Below are 15,532 nucleotides of genomic sequence, written 5' to 3'. Positions count from 1 at the left end.
CTCCCTCTTGAAGATCTTGCCGTCAGGCCGCAGCGGGATCGATGATCGCCTTGACTTCGGTGATGCGATCCACCGGGAAGCCGCCGAGCGCCGCGTGCTTTCGAATGACGTCCGGGTCCGTCGCGATGTAGATGCAATAGAGCTTGTCCTCGGCGACGAAGCTCTGGACCCATTGGACGTCCGGCCCCAATTCGCGAAGGACCGAACAGGATCTCTGAGTCAACGCCTTCAGATCGTCGGCCGTCAGGAAGCCGGCGCCGGGAACGTTTCGTTCGATGATGTATTTTGGCATGCGCATCTCCTCTGCTCTATCTAGAGCTGGTTTTCAGATGACCGGTCGTCTTATTTGAGGGCGAAAAAATCACGCCCTGAAGAAGCCGTTGAGCGCAATGTCGCGAAATTGCGTGAGCGGGCGCACGGATTGCTCGACTTTCATGCGCAGCAGCGCGCCTTGCCAGAGATTGACGAGAAGGTCCGCCATGTCCTTCGCGTCGACATCGGTCCGGAAATCGCCCTCACGCTGGCCGCGCGCCACGCCTTCGCGCAGCCTGTCTCGATAGCGATGCACCGCTTCGCGCAAGGAGGCCTGGGCGAGATCGCTGGTGTCGCCGATTTCGCCCATGAGATTGCCGAGAAGGCATCCGCCTTTGAAACCCTTGCGCTCCGTCTCTTCGATCAGCTCGTCGAAATAGGCGCGCAATCCGGCGGCGGCCGAAACGCCGCTACGCTGGAGATGCGCGTCGAGCTGCTTGATGAAAGGGTCGATGTAATGCTTGACGACCTCGGCGCTGAAAGCCTCTTTACTGGGGAAGTAATTGTAGAAAGACCCCTTCGGGACGCCGACGCTTTGCACGATCTCCTGTATGCCGGTGCCGTGATAGCCTTGGTCCATCAGCAGCGCGACGCCCTGGCTGAGAAGCTTCTGCCGCAATTCGTTGACGTCGCGTTTGCTCATAAGCGGACTATATGACCGGTCGTCTCATATGGCAAGTGGGGCCGCCGAACCGGCGCTCCGGCCGCCTTCCGGTGAAGCCAAGTCAAAGCCGCGGCGTCGCTGAGCAACCGAAGGAGCGCGGCCGGCCTATCGCGCAGGTCACTTCTTCATTCTCGCAAAGTGGCGCGCAATCGCCCTGATCTCGTCGTCCGACATCGTGTCGCCCATCAGCCCCATCGTATCGTGGCGTCGCTTTCCGGCGCGAAACGCCTCGAGCTGACCGACAAGGAAGCGCTCGCTCTTTCCTGCGATGGATGGAGTCTGATCCGGCACGGGGGAGACGCCCCCGACGCCATGGCAGGTCTCGCAATTCATCTTCAGCTCGTCGAGGCGCGTTTGCGCCTTTTCGCCGGCGCGCGCCTGAAGCGGCGAGAGAAGGAAAAGAAGACAAAGAAGCACGGATTTCATCAGCGGCGCTCTTCCTGTCATCGCCCGGCGCTCGTCGGCGCAAAGCCCCGTTGACGCAGAAGCGGCTCGACAGTCGGCATTCTGCCGCGAAAGGCGACGTAAGCGTCGCCCGCATTCTGCTTCCCGCCGGCGGCGTAGATATGGGTCTTGAGCCTTTCGGCGACATGCGGCGCGAAGGGATCGCCGGTCTCCTTGAAGGCCTCGAAGGCGTCGGCGTCGAGCGTCTCGGCCCAGAGGTAACTGTAATAGCCGGCCGAATAGCCGTCGCCGGAGAAAATGTGGCTGAAATGCGGGAGACGATGCCGCATGATGATTTCCGGCGGCATGGAAAGGCGCGTGAGGCTTTCCCGCTCGAAGGCGGCGGCGTCGAAGTCTTCAGCCGCAGGCTGGGCGTGGAGGTCGAGATCGACATGGGCCGAGGCGCAGAATTCCACCGTCGCGAAGCCCTGGTTGAAATGGCGCGAGGCGGCGATGCGCGCCAGAAGATCGTCGGGCATTGGTTCGCCCGTTTTGGCGTGCAGCGCGAATTCCTTCAGCACCGCCGGCTCGAGCAGCCAGTGCTCATAAAGCTGCGAAGGAAGTTCGACGAAGTCGCGGGCGACATTCGTTCCGGCCACGAGCGGATAAGTCACGTTCGACAACATGCCGTGCAGGCCATGGCCAAATTCGTGGAAAAGGGTGCGGGCGTCGTCGAGGCTGAGCAAGGTCGGCGCGCCGTCCGCCCCCTTGGTGAAGTTCATGACATTGACGATGATCGGCCGCACCTCGCCATCGAGCCTGTGCTGCGTGCGGAAATCCGACATCCAGGCGCCGCTGCGTTTGGAGGGACGCGCGAAATAATCGGCGAGGAAAAGGGCGACATGCTCGCCGTTCTTGTCGAGCGCCTCGAAGGCGCGCACGTCCGGGTGATAGAGATGGAGATCCTTCCGCTCGACGAATTGAAGGCCGAAAAGCCTTTCGGCCACGCTGAACGCCGCCGCCACGATCTTGTCGAGCTGAAAGTAGGGCCGCAGCGACGCCTGATCGAGATCGTAGAGATCCTTCCTGACGCGCTCGGCGTAATAGCGCCAGTCATGCGCGGCCACGGAGAAATTCGCGCCCTCCTTGTCGACGAGCGCCTGTATCTGCGCGCGCTCCTCAGCGGCGCGGGCGAGGGCGGGCGTCCAGACGCGCGCCAGGAGATCGCGCACGGCGGCGGGCGTTTTCGCCATCGTATCGTCGAGCTTGTAGTCGGCGAAGGTCTCGAAGCCCAGGAGCTTCGCGCGCTCTTCGCGCAGTTGCAGGATGTCGCGGATCAGCGGGCCGTTGTCGGTCTCGCCGCCATTTTCGCCGCGGCTCGCCCAGGCGCGGAAGACGATCTCGCGCAGATCGCGCCGCGTCGAGCTCTGCAGGAAGATTTCCGCGCTCGAACGCGCCAGCGTCACCGCGTATTTGCCCGGCGCGCCGCGCTCCGCGGCGATGCGCGCGGCGGCCGCGCGAAAGTCGGGCGACAGGCCGTCGAGATCGCTTTCCTCCAGGAACAGGACCCATGAGGATTCGTCGGCGAGCACATTTTGTGAAAATTGCGTCGAGAGACCGGCGAGACGCTCCAATATCTTCTTCATGCGCGCCTTGTCCGCATCGTTGAGCTTCGCGCCGGCGCGGATGAAATTCTTGTAGGTCAGTTCCAGGACGCGTCGCTGCTCAGGCGAGAGGCCGAGACTTTCCCGCTGCGCGTGGAGCGCCTCGACCCGGCGAAAAAGGTCCGGGTTCATGGAAATGTCGCTCGCGTGGCGGGAGAGCGCGGCCGCCATGTCGCGCTCGATTTCCTGCATCTCCTGATTAGTGTCGGTGGCGGTGAGGTTCCAGAAGACGGAGCCGACATCCGTCAAAAGCTTGCCGGAGCGTTCGAGCGCTTCGATCGTATTTGCGAAACCCGGCGCGGCCGCATTATTGGCGATCTCGTCGATCTCCGCGCGGTGTCGTTCGAGGGCCGTCTCGAAAGCCGGCCGGAAATGCTCGCTTCTGATTTCGTTGAAAGGCGGCAGTCCGAAAGGCGCCGCCCAAGGCTTCATCAACGGATTCGACATGACTATCCTCGCTTGGGACGCGGCTCAGGGCGCCGGCTGGCGGGCCCCTGCGATTTGCCGGGGAGAATAGCGGCTTTTTGCCGGCTCCGACATCGGGCATGATGGCGCCGAGACGCAATCAATTTCAAAGGACCGCTGGCGACATGACGGATTGGCGATGGATCGGCCTTCTCCTTGCGGCGCTGACCGGCCTCGCCGACGCGCGCGCCGAGCCCGCCCGCTCGACTGTCGGCATGACCCTGACGCAGGCCGATTATGGCGGGGGCCGCATCTATGTTCCCGTCCGCTTCGACAATATGATGGGCGCGATGCGGCTGGACACGGGGGCTTCCACGACGCGCGTCGCGCTGGCGCCCTGGAACAGGGACCTGCCCGTGGTCGCGCAAAGCGAGTCCACCGGGGCTTCCGGCCGAACGGTGCGATGCGACGACGTGGAGGCGAAAAATATCGAGCTGAAGGCCTCGCAAGGCGCCGGGGTCGCCCGCGCGAAATATGAGGTTGCGCGCTGCGCCGAAAATGATGGGGACGACCTCCTGGGTCTCGATTTTTTCAAGGGCGCCCGTTTCTCCCTTGATTTCGCCAAGAGCGAGATGGTCTTTTTCGGGGACCCGCCCGCGCATCCGGCGCCCTTTAGATTGCTGGGACCGGATCGGCGTCTCGTCGGCGTCGACCTTAGGGTCGGCAACGTTCCGGCGGCCGGCCTGTTCGACACGGGCGCGGAAGTTTCGGCGGTCGACCAGCACTTCGTCGACGCGCATAAGAACCTCTTCGCCTTGGCGAAGCGCAAGGGTAAGGCGAGTGAAGCGGGCGGGGCCGGTTTCTCCTCAAAGATCTATAAAATCAAGGCGATCGATCTCGGGCAGGGCCGCGTCCTGCGCGGCGTCTATGCGCTCGCCTATGATTTCGGGCCGCTGCGTCAGGCGCTGGGGAGCGGTACGCCCCTTATTCTCGGCTATAATGTCATCAGCCGCTTCGCCTGGACGCTGGACCTTACGCAGGCCGCGCAACCGACCTGGGACGCCCGGTCCAGATAGAAGAATTTTACGCCATTCTCTCTTTATCGGCGGGCGAAGCATGGCATAAGGGCGCCAACTCTCCTCCGGCCCCTCCCGAGACATGATCCGCCTCGAAAATATCAGCAAACAAAACGGCTCCCAGATTCTCTACATTGAGGCCTCGGCGTCTCTTCTCAAGGGCGAAAAGGTCGGGCTCGTTGGGCCCAACGGCGCCGGCAAATCCACGCTCTTTCGCATGATCGTCAGCCGCGAGCTCCCGGATGAGGGGCAGGTCTCGGTCGATCGGGGCGTCACCATCGGCTATTTCGACCAGGATGTCGGCGAGATGTCCGGACGCAGCGCCGTCGCCGAGGTCATGAACGGCGCGGGTCCGGTGAGCGACGTCGCCGCCGAGCTGAGAACGCTCGAGGCCGCCATGGCGGACCCGGACCAGGCGGACGATATGGGCGCGATCATCGAGCGCTATGGCGAGGTCCAGGGGCGTTTCGAGGAGCTCGACGGCTACGCCCTTGAGGGGCGCGCGCGCGAGGTGCTTGCGGGGCTGAATTTCTCTCAGGAGATGATGGACGGCGACGTCGGCGCGCTTTCGGGCGGGTGGAAGATGCGCGTCGCCCTGGCGCGCATTCTCCTCATGCGGCCCGACGTCATGCTGCTCGACGAGCCCAGCAACCATCTGGACCTCGAAAGCCTCATCTGGCTCGAGGCGTTTCTCAAGGGCTATGAAGGCGCGCTTCTCATGACGTCGCATGACCGCGAATTCATGAACCGCATCGTCGCCAAAGTCATCGAGATCGACGGCGGCTCGCTCACCACCTATTCGGGAGATTACGAGTTCTACGAAGCCCAGCGCGCGCAGAACGAAAAGCAGCAGCAGGCGCAATACGAACGCCAGCAGGCCATGCTCGCCAAGGAGATCAAGTTCATCGAGCGCTTCAAGGCGCGGGCCTCTCACGCCGCTCAGGTGCAGAGCCGCGTGAAGAAGCTCGACAAGATCGAAAAAGTCGAACCGCCGCGCCGCCGCCAGACGATCCTCTTCGAGTTCCGTCCCGCCCCGCGTTCGGGCGACGACGTCGCGACGCTAAAGAACATTCACAAGGGCTACGGCGCCAGGCGCATTTATGACGGCCTCGACTTCGGGGTGCGCCGCCGCGAGCGCTGGTGCGTGATGGGCGTCAACGGCGCCGGCAAGTCGACGCTGCTGAAACTCGTCGCCGGCGCGGCCGAGCCCGACGAGGGCGCGGTGTCGATCGGGGCGAGCGTGAAAATGGGCTATTTCGCGCAGCACGCCATGGACCTGCTCGACGGAGACCGCACCGTCTTCGAGACGCTGGAGGACGCCTTTCCGCAAGCAGGGCAGGGATCTCTGCGCACGCTCGCAGGCTGCTTCGGATTTTCGGGCGACGACGCCGAGAAGAAGTGCCGCGTCCTTTCGGGCGGCGAAAAAGCGCGTCTCGTCATGGCGAAAATGCTCTATGATCCGCCGAATTTCCTCGTTCTCGACGAACCGACGAACCATCTCGATCTCGCGACGAAAGAGATGCTCATCACGGCGCTCGGCAATTTCGAGGGCGCCATGCTCTTCGTTTCGCATGACCGCCGCTTTCTCGGCGCCTTATCCAACCGCGTGCTGGAGCTGACTCCGGAGGGCGTTCACAAATATGATGGCGGCTATACGGAATATGTCGCGCGCACGGGCCATGAGGCGCCCGGCCTGCACGAATGAGCCGGGATCAGGAAGCGCAGAAAATGTCGTGCAACAGCTCGATCATGCGTCTGACGCGATCGTCGGCGAGCGAATAATAGATCGTCCGCGACTCGCGGCGCGTCTTGACGAGCCTGTCCTGACGTAACCGCGCCAGATGTTGAGAGAGCGAGGATTGGCTCAAGCCGACGGCGTTCTGCAATTCAGTGACGCAGGCTTCGCCTTTAAGCAGTTCGCACAGAACCAGCAGCCGATGCGCATTCGCGAGCGCCTTGAGAAAGAGTTCGGCCTCTTCCGCTTTCGGAATGAGGCGTTGAACCGCATCGACGATTTTCGCGGATTGCCTCTGGCGGGTGCGACTCTGAGTCATTGGCGTCTCGACGCCGATAGCCGGGGACAAATTCGGTCTTCCTTCTTTTTCGGCACGCGACGGCTCTCTTCCGCAACAGTCCCGTCTTAGCGCCGGCTCCGCTATTAGTCAACTAGTTCTATAGATTTCTAGGCAGACCTCCTTTGGCGTGGCGGCGGGGGTTCTTCGCTCTGTTCGACCCGCCAAAGCGACGCATAGGCCTTGCTTTGCCGCAGCAGCGTTTCATGCGTCCCGCGCGCCACGATGCGGCCGGCCTCCATCACGAAAATCCGGTCGCATTCTACGACGGAATGAAGGCGATGGGTGACGAGAACGATGGTGCGGCGTCGCTTCAGGCGGTGCAGCGTCTCGATCAGCAGTTGCTCATTGGGCGGATCGAGCGCGCTCGTCGGTTCGTCCAGCACGAGAATGGGCGCTTCGCTCAAAAGCGCTCGCGCGATCGCCAATCGCTGCCTTTGTCCGCCGGAAAGATTGGCCCCGCCTTCACTCAAGATCGTATCGTAACCTTTAGGCTGGTCGCGAATGAAATCGGAAGCGCCCGCGAGCGCGGCCGCGGCGTCGATCTCTTCCTTCGTCGCCGCGGGATGGCCGTAGGCGATGTTCTCCGCGACGCTCGTCGGCAGCATCAGATCCTCTTGCCGCACGAAAGCGAAATGCGCGCGCAAATCCTTCAAGCGCACGTCTCTTATGTCGACGGAATCGAGGCGAACGGCTCCGGCGGACGGATCGTGAAAGCGTAACATCAATTTCAGCAGAGAGCTCTTGCCCGTGCCGCTCGGCCCGACAAAACCGACCATCTCGCCCGGCGCGATGGCGGCGTCGACGTCGAAGAGAACGTTGCGGTCCGGCCCATAACCGAACGAGACGTCATCGAAGGCGAGGCGGCGCGGGCGCGGCGGCAGAGCGCGAGCGTTCGGTTTGTCCCTGATCGCTTCCGGCTCATCGAGAACGAAGAAGACGCGACGCGCGGCGGCCTCGAACGTCCTGATCTTGGAGAAGAACTCCGCAAGCCATTTTAGCGGGTCCCAGAGCTTGCGCAGATAGTCCATGAAAATGATCAGGGCGCCGACCGTCATCCCATCGGCGACGGGCGAGAGGAACTGGTCGCGATAGACCAGCCAGCCGCCATAACCAAGGATGATCGCGGAGCCCAGAGAAAGAATCGTGTCGCGCGCAAGCGGGTAGAGCTGCTCCTGCCAATTGAGACGCAGCAAGCCGGTCACGCTGCGCCCCACAGCCTGCGCAAAGCGCTGGAACTCGAAGGGTTCGCGGCGAAATGTTTGCGACAGGGGCAGGCGCGTCATCGCTTGCTGTATATGCGCGGTGAGATCAGCGTCGATCTGTTTCGACTCCAGCGCGCGTTGATGGATGCGCATGCCGAAGCGCCAGTTGCTCCACAGGATGAAAGGCGCGACCGAATAGGCCGCGAAGGTGAGTCCGACATTGCGCGACAACATGATCGCCGTCATCACGGTGAAGGTCACTGCGGCGACCGCGGTGCCGATCATGATGTCGACAATGCCCCATGGACCAAAAGCGTCGGTCGTCAGACGATAGATGGAGTCTCCCTGCGGCCGCGATTGATGATAAGCGAGATCGAGCCGCTGGAGTTTGGCGAAGAGATCGGCGCGAACGCGCGTGGTGCCCCAATAATTCAAGTAATAATTGATCATCATGCGCGCCAGCCAAGCGCAATAGCCGACGATCTGAAGGCAAAGGCCGATCAGCACGAGGCCGATTATCTGTCCCGGCTTGTCTGCAGGAAGCAAAGCGAGAAAGTAGCCGTGCAGCCATCCTTCCTTGGGATCATGCGTGAGAATGGAATCTACCAGAATGGCGAGCGGCCACGCTTCGAACAGCCCGACTCCGACGGAGACGCCGATGAGCGCGACGAGCAAGGCGATCCAAGGCCAATCGTGCGAGAAGTAGGAAAATGCGCGCTCATAAACTGTGCGCTTGTCCGAGGCGCGAAGTCGATCTTCGTTTCCGTTCATGACCTCTACAACGCGCGACGAACGGAAAAGGTCGGCGCGGAGGCCCTGCAAACATGCAGGCGCAAGACGATCGAAGCGTGAACGCGCTGCTACGTATACGTACGTACTTCCCATGCCCAACGGGCAAACGATCTAGCGCTGATCTTCGATGGTTTGGCGATTGCGAGCCGGCGTTTCAGCACCTGAAGCGCCGGCGATCTCAATACCCAGACGACAGGTTGCTCGGCAGGACAAAAGCGCTGGCCGGCAAGCAGCCCTCGAAGTCCGGAACATGCGCTCGGGCGTTCGTTTCGGCAGGGGCGCAAACGCCCCCGAACTTCCAGCGCAGCTTTGTAACGGAGGTCACGATGGCCCGCCAGCATGACACTGAACACGAAAAAGGAACCCAGAAGCCGAAGGGCACGATGACTGTGCAGGAAGCCGGCAAGATGGGCGGCGAAATCCGCAAAGAGGAGCTGGGCCCGGAAGGTTATTCCGAGATTGGCAAGATGGGCGGCGAGGTCCGCAAGGAGCAGCTCGGCCACGAAGGTTATTCCGAAATGGGCAAGAAGGGCGGCGAGGCGCGCAAGGAGCAGCTCGGCCCCGAGGGCTATTCCGAAATGGGCAAGATGGGCGGCGAAGCGCGCAAGGAGCAGCTTGGGCCGGAAGGCTATTCCGAGCTCGGCCATAAAGGCGGCCAGCGCGTGAAGCAGCTCATCGAGGAAGGCAAGCGCGCCGAAGCCGATGAAGGCGGCGAGGAAGGCATGTCCGAAAACGAGGAAAGCAAAGGCCGCGGCATGACGGGCCACAGCAAGCCGCGTCACTAGATGCGCCTCTGCGGACCGATGGAGAAGCGATATGGCGCAACGGCAGAGCGGGCCTGAGCCGCAGAAAGCCGGCGGGAAAGGAAAAATGACCGTCCAGGAGGCCGGTCATCTCGGCGGCGAGAAAGGCGGGCGAAAGGGCGGACAGCGCGTCCAGGAGCTCGTCGACGAAGGGAAGCGCGCCGAGACGCACGAAAGCGGCGCGAGGAAAGGCGGCGGGACGAAGCCCCGTCACTGAGCTGAACCGATGGAGAAGTTGATGGCTCAGAAACAAACCGAGCAGGAAAAGCCGCCGACTAGGCACGGTCAGATGACCGTCGAGGAAGCCGGCAGGCTCGGCGGCCACAAGGGCGGTCAGCGCGTCAAGCAGCTTGTCGAGGAAGGCAAGCGCGCGGAGGGCGACGAAACCGGCGAAGACGCCGCAAACGTCGAAGATGAAGAAGAGCGGGACGGCGAAGCCTGACCTTCGGTTCCGCTGAGACGTCGAAAGGAAATGAAAATGCCGCAGAAACAGACAGGTTCGCAGGGCGGAAAATCAAGCCCCAAGGGTCCGATGACCGTTAAGGAAGCGGGTAAGATGGGCGGCGAGATCCGCAAGGAAGAGCTGGGGCCGGAAGGCTATTCCGAGATGGGACACAAGGGCGGCCAGCGCGTGAAGGAGCTGATCGAAGAAGGAAAGCGCTCCGAGGGCGGCGGCAAGGGAAAGAAGCATTAAGGAGAGCGCCATGCCACGCACGACAGAGAATACGGGCGAGGGACGCGGCAGCGGCCATAGGGGGCCCGCAAAGGGGTTCGCATTCGGCGTGGCGTCGGTGACGCAGGCGCTGCATGGCGCGAGCTTCCCGATCTCGAAGGAGGATCTGATCCGGGAACACGGCAAGGAGCGGGTTCACTGGACGAAGGACAGTTCCGCAAGTCTGGGAGACCTTCTCGAGGATGTGGAGCAGGATGAGTTCCTCTCCGTCGCCGACGTGGCCTCCGCCGTCTCTGAAAGGCATCGGGAGGAGGCGGGCGACGAAACGGAAGAGTGATCCCGCGAGCCGTCGGCCAGAGGGGGGTCGGCGGGGCCTGACCATTTTGTTCGGCGCATCGGCGAGCGAAGAGCCGGGAACGAAGGCGTTGCTTGGCGAATTTGGCTTTGTTTCGCTGGCGCGCGAGTGCGACGTCGGCCAATTCGTTATTTCGGCGATGCGCTCGCGGCGCGTATATCCACCCTGTGAGAATGGCGGACCTGACGCCATATTTGCGCCCGCGCGGCCGCGGCGTTAAAAGACGCTCCTTCACTACCGCAAAGCGACTTACGCCGATCCGTGTCGGCGATTGAGCGCGACAGGAGCGACCATGGTTGCCGTTACTTTCCCCGACGGGGCGTCCCGTCAGTTCGATCCCGGCGTGACGGGCTTCGACATCGCCAAGAATATTTCTCCCTCTCTCGCCAAGCGCAGCGTCGCCATGACGGTGGACGGCGCGCTCGTCGATCTGTTGACGCCGCTCGACCGCGACGCGAAGGTCGAATTCGTCCCGCGCGACGATCCGCGCGCGCTGGAGCTCATCCGCCACGACGCCGCCCATGTGCTGGCCGAGGCCGTGCAGGAGCTTTATCCCGGCACGCAGGTGACGATCGGCCCGGTGATCGAAAACGGCTTCTATTACGACTTTCACCGCGCCGAGCCCTTCACGCTCGAAGATCTGCCGGTCATCGAGAAGAAGATGAAGGAAATCGTCGCGCGCGACGCAAGGATCACGCGCGAAGTCTGGAGCCGCGAGGACGCCAAGGCCTGGTTCATCGCCAAGGGCGAGACCTTCAAGGGCGAACTCATCGACAGCATCAAATCCGACGAACCCTTGAGCATCTACCGGCAGGGCCAGTGGCTCGATCTCTGCCGCGGCCCGCATCTGCCGTCGGTCGGCAAGATCGGCGCGGCCTTCAAGCTGATGAAGGTCGCGGGAGCCTATTGGCGCGGCGACTCGACGAAGCCGATGCTTTCGCGCATCTACGGCACCGCCTGGGCGACGCAGGAAGAACTCGACGCCTATCTGCATCGTCTGGAGGAGGCCGAGCGCCGCGATCATCGCCGACTCGGCCGCGAGATGGATCTTTTCCATTTCCAGGAAGAAGGTCCGGGCGCGATCTTCTGGCATCCCAAGGGCTGGACGCTGTTCCAGTCGCTTGTCTCTTACATGCGCCGCAGGCAGAAAGCCGCGGGCTATGTGGAAGTGAACACGCCGCAGGTGCTCGACCGCGCTTTGTGGGAGACGTCGGGCCATTGGCAGACATATCGCGAAAACATGTTCGTCACCAAGACGGAGGATGAGCGCGTCTTTGCGATCAAGCCGATGAACTGTCCCGGCCATGTGCAGATCTTCAAGAACGGCCTGAAATCCTATCGCGATCTCCCTGTGAAGATCGCCGAGTTCGGCGTCGTGCATCGTTACGAGCCTTCGGGCGCGCTGCACGGCATGATGCGCGTGCGCGCCTTCACGCAGGACGACGCGCATATCTTCTGCTCCGAAGACCAGATCATGGAGGAGGCGTTGAAGATCAACGACCTCATCCTGACGATCTATCGCGACTTCGGCTTCGACGACGTTGTGGTGAAACTTTCGACGCGTCCCGAAAAGCGCGTGGGTTCGGATGAAGCGTGGGACAAGGCGGAAGCCGCGCTCGGCCGTGTGCTCGATGAGCTTGGCAAACGTGGGCTGAAGACGAGCATCCAGGAGGGTGAGGGCGCCTTTTACGGGCCGAAGCTCGAATATACGCTGCGCGACGCCATCGGCCGCGAATGGCAATGCGGCACGACGCAGGTCGACTTCAATCTGCCCGTGCGTTTCGGCGCCTTCTATATCGGCGCCGACAGCGAGAAGAAGACGCCGGTGATGATCCACCGCGCCATGTTCGGCTCGCTCGAGCGCTTCACCGGCATATTGATCGAGCACTATGCCGGCCATCTGCCGCTGTGGCTCTCGCCGTTGCAGATCGTGATCTGCACGATCACGCAGGAGGCCGACGATTACGCCTATGAGGTTGCGGCGGCCGCGCGAAAGCTCGGGCTCAATGTCGACGTCGACTCGCGCAACGAGAAGATCACTTACAAGGTGCGCGAACATTCGCTCGCCAAGGTTCCCGCGCTTCTCGTCGCCGGTAAGAAGGAAGCGGCGGAGCGCACGATTTCCATCCGCCGCCTCGGCTCGCAGCAGCAGACGCAGATGGGAATCGACGAGGCGCTGAAGCTGTTGGCGGAAGAGGCGACGCCTCCGGACGTGCGGGGGTAAGGCCCTTAGAAAAATCATCCGGAGCCAAAGTTGGCTCCGGGTTAAACTCCGCATCGCGAAGCAAAATACATATCGACGAGGATCGCGCGCGGCGCACATTGCGACGGAACCTTCCCGGGTCCGGGAAAAGCCGCATTATCTCCGAATTGAGGCTGCCGTGATGTCGGCGAGGCTTCTACACCCCGTCAGCGCCATCGTCACTTCGAACTCGGCGCGCAGCACATGAAGAACATGCGAGACGCCAATCGCGCCCGCCGAGGCCAATCCATGGATGTAAGGCCTGCCGATCAGAGTCGCTTTGGCGCCTAGCGCGAGAGCTTTGAAGACATCTCCGCCGCGACGGATTCCGCCGTCTATCAGGATTGGCGCGCGTCCGTCGACCGCTTCGACGATCTCCGGCAAAACGTCTATCGTCGCCGGCTGGGAATCGAGGGCGCGGCCGCCATGATTCGATACGACGACCCCGGCGCTTCCCACCTTGAGCGCTCGGCTGGCGTCCTCTGCAGTCATGACGCCTTTGACGAGCACAGGCAATTTCGTTCGCGCGACAAGCCACTCCAGGTCATTCCAAGTCGGCGCTACGGCCAGCAATGGCCCGCCGAAAATGACGGGCTCGCCCGGCGAGCCGACATACATTTCCGGCTGTTTCATCCCTCGCAGATTGACGGCTTCGACGCCAGGAGGCAGCGCAAAACCGGCGCGCTGCTCCCGGTTGCGGAGCCCGCTAACCGGCGCGTCGACCGTCACTGCCAGCGCCTGATAACCCGCCGCCTCCGCTCGCCTCACGAGGTCGATCGTGAAGTCGCGGTCAGGTTGAATGTAGAGCTGGAGCCATAGCGGCGCCGTTGTTTCGCGGGCGATGTCCTCGATCGGCAGGCTGGCCTGAGTGCTCACCACCATGCCGGCGCTCATCGCCGAGGCCGCGAGCGCGGTGGCCCGCTCTCCCTCCGGGTGGAACAATGCCTGATGAGCGACCGGCGCCAGGAGGATCGGAAATTCAAAGGTGCGGCCAAACAGCTCCAGCCTCGTATCGCCGCCGCTCAAATCCTGCATGACGCGCGAGCGAAGCCAGAGACGCCGAAACGCCGCGCAATTCTCGTGCAAAGTTATTTCATCGGCGGCGCCGCCCGACAGATACGCCCACGCCTGTGGAGTCAGCCTGTCGCGCGCCAGCGGCTCGTAATCCGAGACGGACGCGACAGTCGACGGAACTTCCTGAAGTTTCGGGAGAGGCGCATTGATCGACCAGCCGTAAGATTGCATGTGCGATTCACTTTGTTACGCTTGCTGTTGCAGCGTAGCGACGATTGTCATCCGATTTCACGCTTTCGCGCTTCATCGCAACGGGATTTATGCGGCTAAGGTCCGACGGCGCAGGCGCGTCGGTCAATATTGAAGTCGGTTGATTGGAACATTTTCAAGACTGCTTGCGCAGATCGCGCGAATTGAAAGTATTGCGCTTCCTCACGTCGGATTTGTCGCGTCTCGCACATTCCGCGACTGGAATTGGAAATAGGCGGTTCTCAAAATTCTGGAAATCTTCCAAACTCAATCGGCGCTCTGGAATCCATATCGCAGAACTGCTCTGATCAAGGTGAAGGCCGGACCTCCAGAACAATTCGGGCGGATCAGCTCGAATGCGCCCGGAACGCTCACGCCAGCCTTGTGCGGGCGCCCGAATTGAAAGAGGATTGCAGCCGCATCGTCGCGAACCACGCGGAACGCTCCGCCATGATCTCCCGCCCTCCCGACACCAAGCCGCGCCTGCTCGAGCAAAAGGGCGGGGGCCCAGACGGCGCCAGCGACGCCTACCTCGCTGCGGTCGTGAAGGGAGCCTTGGATGGCATTATCTCAATTGACGACGCCGGGACGATACTGTCCTTCAATCCTGCTGCGACCCGCCTGTTCGGCTACGCCCCCGAGGAGGTCATCGGCGAGAACGTCAGCATCCTGATGCCCGAGCCATACCGCAGCGAACATGATGACTACATCCGCAATTACGTGCATACCGGGAAAGCCAAGATCATCGGCGTCGGCCGCACGGTGGAGGGCAGGCGCAAGGATGGCTCCGTCTTCCCGATGGATCTGGGGGTCACCGAGGTCGCCACGGATCAAGGCCGGGTTTTCGTCGGCGTGGTTCACGATCTGAGCGAGCGGCGGCGGTTCGAGACCAGGATGCGAGAGTTGCACGCCGACCGGCTCGGCCTCATCGAGAACATGGCCGTGGGCCTCGCCCATGAACTCAAGCAACCGCTCGCGGCGATCAACGCCTATCTCGGCATTGCGCGCCGGGCGCTCAAGGAGCTTGGCGTCTCTTCGGGGACGGTCGACCAAGCCCTGGAGAGCGTGACGGGGCAGGTCTTCCGGGTGTCCGACATCGTCGACAGCCTGCGCCAGTTCATCTCGCGCGGTGAGACGGTGAAGACGCCGCAGAACCTGAATGAGGTTGTCCGGTCGGCCTGCGAATTCACCGATGCGATGGCGAAGGAGCAGGGCGTGAAGACGACCGTGCGTCTCGATGCGACGCCCGACCGGGTCATCATCAACAAGGTTCAGGTCCAACAGGTCGTGGTCAATCTGAAGCGCAATGCGATAGAGGCGATGCAAGGCTGCGAGAGGCGCGAATTGACGGTCTCGACCCGCCTCGTCGCGGGCGACATGATGCGCACCGACGTGGCCGACACCGGCCCCGGCGTCCCGCAGGCCATCAAGGAGAAACTGTTCGAGCCGTTCACGACCACCAAGCCCCACGGCTTGGGCGTCGGGCTGTCGCTCTCGCGCTCGATCATCGAGGCGCACCATGGAAAGCTCTGGGCCGAGGACAATCCCGGCGGCGGGACTATCTTCAGCTTCGTCCTGCCGCTGGCGGAACCATAGAGGCCGGCGGCTTTGTCTCATTCTGG

The 15,532-nt window shown here is 62.4% G+C and carries 16 protein-coding genes; 9 read left to right on the top strand and 7 right to left on the bottom strand.

What is annotated here, in order from left to right; genetic code table 11:
- Nucleotides 1–22 precede the first annotated feature (22 nt).
- From MMG94_RS07890 to MMG94_RS07875, 4 genes are all read right to left on the bottom strand, one after another.
- Complete coding sequence (locus MMG94_RS07890; protein ID WP_026016494.1) at nt 23–292, bottom strand: DUF4242 domain-containing protein; 270 nt, start codon at nt 290–292, stop codon at nt 23–25.
- Between the two features lie 69 nt (nt 293–361).
- Nucleotides 362–955 (bottom strand): TetR/AcrR family transcriptional regulator, encoded by a 594-nt coding sequence (locus MMG94_RS07885; RefSeq protein WP_016921566.1) that lies wholly within the window; start codon nt 953–955, stop codon nt 362–364.
- A gap of 138 nt (nt 956–1,093) precedes the next feature.
- Entirely contained in the window at nt 1,094–1,402 is a 309-nt protein-coding gene (locus tag MMG94_RS07880) for a c-type cytochrome (protein ID WP_016921565.1), read from the bottom strand.
- A gap of 17 nt (nt 1,403–1,419) precedes the next feature.
- The gene (locus MMG94_RS07875; protein WP_016921564.1) at nt 1,420–3,471 is read right to left on the bottom strand and encodes a M3 family metallopeptidase; all 2,052 of its coding nucleotides are present in this window, start codon (nt 3,469–3,471) and stop codon (nt 1,420–1,422) included.
- 143 nt (nt 3,472–3,614) lie between these two features.
- On the opposite strand from MMG94_RS07875, the gene MMG94_RS07870 reads away from it, so the two are divergent.
- Together MMG94_RS07870 and MMG94_RS07865 are read left to right on the top strand one after the other, a co-directional pair.
- Nucleotides 3,615–4,505, top strand: coding sequence for an aspartyl protease family protein (locus tag MMG94_RS07870; RefSeq protein WP_040579520.1), 891 nt, complete (start codon nt 3,615–3,617; stop codon nt 4,503–4,505).
- Nucleotides 4,506–4,587: 82 nt separating this feature from the next.
- Nucleotides 4,588–6,210, top strand: a complete 1,623-nt coding sequence (locus MMG94_RS07865; RefSeq protein WP_016921562.1) for an ABC-F family ATP-binding cassette domain-containing protein — start codon at nt 4,588–4,590, stop codon at nt 6,208–6,210.
- A 7-nt stretch (nt 6,211–6,217) separates the two neighbouring features.
- Here MMG94_RS07865 and MMG94_RS07860 read toward each other — a convergent pair whose 3' ends face one another.
- Both MMG94_RS07860 and MMG94_RS07855 read right to left on the bottom strand, forming a co-directional pair.
- On the bottom strand, nt 6,218–6,559 hold the full coding sequence (locus tag MMG94_RS07860; protein WP_051001168.1) for an ArsR/SmtB family transcription factor: 342 nt from the start codon (nt 6,557–6,559) through the stop codon (nt 6,218–6,220).
- Between the two features lie 128 nt (nt 6,560–6,687).
- Nucleotides 6,688–8,553, bottom strand: coding sequence for an ABC transporter ATP-binding protein (locus MMG94_RS07855; RefSeq protein ID WP_051001167.1), 1,866 nt, complete (start codon nt 8,551–8,553; stop codon nt 6,688–6,690).
- Nucleotides 8,554–8,606: 53 nt separating this feature from the next.
- On the opposite strand from MMG94_RS07855, the gene MMG94_RS07850 reads away from it, so the two are divergent.
- From MMG94_RS07850 to thrS, 6 genes are all read left to right on the top strand, one after another.
- Nucleotides 8,607–9,359 (top strand): KGG domain-containing protein, encoded by a 753-nt coding sequence (locus MMG94_RS07850; protein WP_202948275.1) that lies wholly within the window; start codon nt 8,607–8,609, stop codon nt 9,357–9,359.
- An 85-nt stretch (nt 9,360–9,444) separates the two neighbouring features.
- Nucleotides 9,445–9,594, top strand: a complete 150-nt coding sequence (locus MMG94_RS07845; RefSeq protein WP_202948274.1) for a hypothetical protein — start codon at nt 9,445–9,447, stop codon at nt 9,592–9,594.
- Nucleotides 9,595–9,615: 21 nt separating this feature from the next.
- Complete coding sequence (locus tag MMG94_RS07840) at nt 9,616–9,819, top strand: hypothetical protein (RefSeq protein ID WP_154419937.1); 204 nt, start codon at nt 9,616–9,618, stop codon at nt 9,817–9,819.
- Nucleotides 9,820–9,855: 36 nt separating this feature from the next.
- The gene (locus tag MMG94_RS07835; RefSeq protein ID WP_051001166.1) at nt 9,856–10,071 is read left to right on the top strand and encodes an Em GEA1 (EM1); all 216 of its coding nucleotides are present in this window, start codon (nt 9,856–9,858) and stop codon (nt 10,069–10,071) included.
- A gap of 10 nt (nt 10,072–10,081) precedes the next feature.
- Nucleotides 10,082–10,387 (top strand): DUF5789 family protein, encoded by a 306-nt coding sequence (locus MMG94_RS07830; protein WP_016921555.1) that lies wholly within the window; start codon nt 10,082–10,084, stop codon nt 10,385–10,387.
- A gap of 310 nt (nt 10,388–10,697) precedes the next feature.
- The gene (gene thrS, locus MMG94_RS07825; protein WP_016921553.1) at nt 10,698–12,629 is read left to right on the top strand and encodes a threonine--tRNA ligase; all 1,932 of its coding nucleotides are present in this window, start codon (nt 10,698–10,700) and stop codon (nt 12,627–12,629) included.
- A 135-nt stretch (nt 12,630–12,764) separates the two neighbouring features.
- Here the strand turns inward: thrS and MMG94_RS07820 are convergent, their stop codons facing one another.
- Nucleotides 12,765–13,892 carry an alpha-hydroxy acid oxidase gene (locus tag MMG94_RS07820; RefSeq protein WP_016921552.1) on the bottom strand — a complete coding sequence of 376 codons (1,128 nt, stop codon included), beginning with the start codon at nt 13,890–13,892 and terminating at the stop codon, nt 12,765–12,767.
- A gap of 468 nt (nt 13,893–14,360) precedes the next feature.
- On the opposite strand from MMG94_RS07820, the gene MMG94_RS07815 reads away from it, so the two are divergent.
- Nucleotides 14,361–15,506: a two-component system sensor histidine kinase NtrB gene (locus tag MMG94_RS07815; protein WP_154419939.1), complete on the top strand. Its 1,146-nt coding sequence runs from the start codon at nt 14,361–14,363 to the stop codon at nt 15,504–15,506.
- Nucleotides 15,507–15,532 lie beyond the last annotated feature (26 nt).

This window comes from Methylocystis parvus OBBP, from assembly GCF_027571405.1.
Lineage (GTDB): Bacteria > Pseudomonadota > Alphaproteobacteria > Rhizobiales > Beijerinckiaceae > Methylocystis > Methylocystis parva.
Note: the sequence above shows the minus strand (reverse complement) of the source record. Positions and strands in the feature narration are given on the sequence as shown.

What these genes read in the sequence shown, in the direction of transcription:
- MMG94_RS07820 (WP_016921552.1), bottom strand. Translation starts at nt 13,892, where the DNA reads ATGCAATCTTACGGCTGGTCGATCAATGCGCCTCTCCCGAAACTTCAG.
- MMG94_RS07880 (WP_016921565.1), bottom strand. Translation starts at nt 1,402, where the DNA reads ATGAAATCCGTGCTTCTTTGTCTTCTTTTCCTTCTCTCGCCGCTTCAG.
- MMG94_RS07815 (WP_154419939.1), top strand. Translation starts at nt 14,361, where the DNA reads ATGATCTCCCGCCCTCCCGACACCAAGCCGCGCCTGCTCGAGCAAAAG.
- MMG94_RS07860 (WP_051001168.1), bottom strand. Translation starts at nt 6,559, where the DNA reads ATGACTCAGAGTCGCACCCGCCAGAGGCAATCCGCGAAAATCGTCGAT.
- MMG94_RS07850 (WP_202948275.1), top strand. Translation starts at nt 8,607, where the DNA reads ATGCAGGCGCAAGACGATCGAAGCGTGAACGCGCTGCTACGTATACGT.
- MMG94_RS07890 (WP_026016494.1), bottom strand. Translation starts at nt 292, where the DNA reads ATGCCAAAATACATCATCGAACGAAACGTTCCCGGCGCCGGCTTCCTG.
- thrS (WP_016921553.1), top strand. Translation starts at nt 10,698, where the DNA reads ATGGTTGCCGTTACTTTCCCCGACGGGGCGTCCCGTCAGTTCGATCCC.
- MMG94_RS07855 (WP_051001167.1), bottom strand. Translation starts at nt 8,553, where the DNA reads ATGAACGGAAACGAAGATCGACTTCGCGCCTCGGACAAGCGCACAGTT.
- MMG94_RS07835 (WP_051001166.1), top strand. Translation starts at nt 9,856, where the DNA reads ATGCCGCAGAAACAGACAGGTTCGCAGGGCGGAAAATCAAGCCCCAAG.
- MMG94_RS07830 (WP_016921555.1), top strand. Translation starts at nt 10,082, where the DNA reads ATGCCACGCACGACAGAGAATACGGGCGAGGGACGCGGCAGCGGCCAT.
- MMG94_RS07875 (WP_016921564.1), bottom strand. Translation starts at nt 3,471, where the DNA reads ATGTCGAATCCGTTGATGAAGCCTTGGGCGGCGCCTTTCGGACTGCCG.
- MMG94_RS07865 (WP_016921562.1), top strand. Translation starts at nt 4,588, where the DNA reads ATGATCCGCCTCGAAAATATCAGCAAACAAAACGGCTCCCAGATTCTC.
- MMG94_RS07870 (WP_040579520.1), top strand. Translation starts at nt 3,615, where the DNA reads ATGACGGATTGGCGATGGATCGGCCTTCTCCTTGCGGCGCTGACCGGC.
- MMG94_RS07885 (WP_016921566.1), bottom strand. Translation starts at nt 955, where the DNA reads ATGAGCAAACGCGACGTCAACGAATTGCGGCAGAAGCTTCTCAGCCAG.
- MMG94_RS07840 (WP_154419937.1), top strand. Translation starts at nt 9,616, where the DNA reads ATGGCTCAGAAACAAACCGAGCAGGAAAAGCCGCCGACTAGGCACGGT.
- MMG94_RS07845 (WP_202948274.1), top strand. Translation starts at nt 9,445, where the DNA reads ATGACCGTCCAGGAGGCCGGTCATCTCGGCGGCGAGAAAGGCGGGCGA.